Genomic DNA, 2,801 nt, shown 5'->3' on the forward strand with positions numbered 1-2,801 from the left:
CTGTCTTTATCCAGAATGAAAAAGTATTCGGTGTGTATGAAGTTAGTATCTACGTTGGTATCGGCAATATTGGCTTTAAATTCCTTTTTGGCAATGTCATAAATTTCCTCCTTATCGCCGGTAAGCATCCACCAGGTGTCATGATTGACGCCATATTTGTCTGCGTATTTTTTTAATCGCTGGGCAGAATCCCTTACGGGGTCAACGCTGAAAGAAAGGAACCTCACGATGGTATCCGTTTTGCTGAAAGCATCCTGCAAACGTTTCATATTGCGCGTAAGGGTGGGGCAAACAACGGGACAGGAAGTAAAGAAGAAATCGGCCACTATAATTTTACCGTCCAGGTCGCTAAGTGAAACCTGGCTCCCGAACTGGTTGGTAAGCGTAAAATTTCTTACCTTATGCCATACCGTATCAGGCGTGGTTTTACCGTAGGCTGTGATGTTTTGTACCGTATCGTAAAAGTAGCGCTTAGGCATTACTACTGCCTCCGTTGTAAAATATTTCAGCAAAAAATAGCAGGTTAAGGGAAGCAGGCCTGCCAGTATAATGGCTACTAAAGACTTCTTGCTCATCATATCCGGCAAAGATAGGTCTTCTATTGTTTTAGAATTCTTTTGGACTCATTGACAGAAGCCCCGCGGATGCTTAAAACATATTCTCCTTTCGGAACGCTGTACATGTCTAATATCTGCTGCAGGTACGCCGTGGTTTTCCTGATCTGGTAGGTTCGTATATTTTTCCCGTTCATATCATACAAAATGCAGGAAATTTCGCCAAGACCTTCATCGTTAATAATTAAAGCGGCATTATTAAAAACTGGGTTAGGCATAATAATCACTTCTGCTTTGGATTTGCGGGGGAATTGAATTTTACGAACCTCCGAAACGGATCCTTTGCTTTTATCGCGCTGTTCCGCTATCCTGTAAAACACGCTGTCTGTTAAAGAAAGATGATCCGTGTAATAGTAAGGAGTTGTGCTATTGCCTGCAAAAGAAATGGATGAGTGCAGCGGTTGAAAAATGATGCCATCGGCAGAGCGTTCCACAATAAAATGCATACTGTCTGCTGTTTCTCCCGCTATTTCCCACTTTAGCTGAACCGCTTTTTTATTAAAAACAGCCGCCTCAAATGAACTGAAATGCAGGGCCGGCGGGTTGGTTTGGCTTACTCCGGCTGTGCCTGTAAGCAGGCAAAGGATACCAGGTAAAAACAAAAGGCATATATTCCGGACGAGGCGGCTCATATAAACATTATTCGGGTTTGATACTTAGGAAAACATTCAATTGTTTATGAACTGAACGGGGAGTGAAGAAACGCGAAAATTGTGCCGGTGGTATAAAAAAATATATAAAGTTTTATTAAAACGGTTATGGGTGAACGTTATGATGCTTTTAATTTCGTCTTTTTATGGCTTCGCCGGCGCGCTGATCACCCCCAGGTAGCGGCCCATCCAGTAAGGCAATAAGTATGTATCACCGGCGCCCTGTTCACTATGCCCCTTATTTTGCTTGTCTAATGTAAAAAGATTTCGGTTGTGTTTCTGTTCCGGCCGTTCATCCGGAGGCAGCACTTCCGTAGTGGTTTGCCCCCTGAAGTTTTCTTCCATGAATACAATATCTGTGCGATGGCTGTTGTGTACAGACCATTCTATCATATCCAATGGCATTTCTTTTAAATGCCAGATACTTTCCTCCAAATTAAAATCACGGGTGCCTGTCAGGGCATAGCAAAAATTCCAGAGCGCATTCCTGTCAGGCTTTTTTGTTTCATAGTGATCGCGTATGGCATCGCGGTATTGTTCTTTCAGCGAATCGTTCAGTGCATAGGGATACAAACCCCGGTAAGCCAGGAAGTACATTTCATCATCCGAATGATTCCATTCTTCCGATAACATTTTGCTCCACGCATCCGCTCCGGGCGGGGCCTTGCCAATGGCCGCAAAGGGGCGCGTTAAATTTTGGAGATAACCGTGCCGGTACAGCAAATCCGTTGCAATCTTTTTATATTTTTCTTTGCCGGTAAAATGCCAGGCGGTTTGCAGAAAAGCGACAATATTGGAGGAATAAACTTTTCTGTCACCAACCATTTCCGGGAAACGGTTTACATATTCCGGGTGCCAGATCCCCCATAATGTAGCCCTGCCATCATAATCAACCAGTCGGAGCTTGTTATCAACAATATGCGACATCAGCCCGTCCATTAATGCTATTGCCCTTTTCCTTATCCTTTCATCATCCATGTATTGGGCCAGCAAGGTAAGCGCAAACATTTGTCCAACGGTTTGATCGCTGCTGGCCGCGCCTTTCCAATCCCACTCCGGGTTAACGGCATGCCGCCAGCTAATAGTGTTCTGGTAACCGGGGTACCAGTAGTGTTGCAGGTAGGGGCGATACTCATTTTTAAAAGGCATGATACCACGCCGTTCAAAGGAGCGGGCAAAAAAACCGGGAACGGAATGTATAGTGTACAGCCTTTCCATCGCCTCAAACGATTCGATGCAATTTTGTTTCGCCTCCGCTTCATGTGTAACGAGGTACCTGAACAACTGGCTGCCGAGGTACATGGCGGTCCAGAGATTGTCGCTGTCGCGTGGTCTTACTGTGGCAGTGGACAGATTGCCGTTCTCTAAGTTTGCCACATCACAATACAAACCATATCGTATATGTCTCAGTCTCACCTGCCTGTCGTAAAAAGCGGCTTTCTCCTCCAGTGTCATTTGGGTAAAACTGATCTTTCCCAGCCCTGCCCCGGTCAGCACCAGCACGCTGCCCTCATCGCCCCGGGCAATATGTTTTACA

General features: G+C 45.3%; 2 protein-coding genes and 1 pseudogene. All 3 read right to left on the bottom strand.

The genetic code is table 11. The features are described from left to right. Positions 1–578: SCO family protein (locus VL121_RS02280; RefSeq protein ID WP_325401726.1), on the bottom strand; the 578-nt coding region annotated here is incomplete at its 3' end. 20 nt (positions 579–598) lie between these two features. Beyond that, complete coding sequence (locus VL121_RS02285; protein WP_325401727.1) at positions 599–1,246, bottom strand: T9SS type A sorting domain-containing protein; 648 nt, start codon at positions 1,244–1,246, stop codon at positions 599–601. A gap of 162 nt (positions 1,247–1,408) precedes the next feature. Next, a pseudogene (locus VL121_RS02290) lies at positions 1,409–2,801 on the bottom strand (hypothetical protein); the annotation flags it as partial.

The organism is Agriterribacter sp. (assembly GCF_035497235.1).
Classification (GTDB): domain Bacteria; phylum Bacteroidota; class Bacteroidia; order Chitinophagales; family Chitinophagaceae; genus Agriterribacter.

What these genes read in the sequence shown, in the direction of transcription:
- VL121_RS02285 (WP_325401727.1), bottom strand. Translation starts at nt 1,246, where the DNA reads ATGAGCCGCCTCGTCCGGAATATATGCCTTTTGTTTTTACCTGGTATC.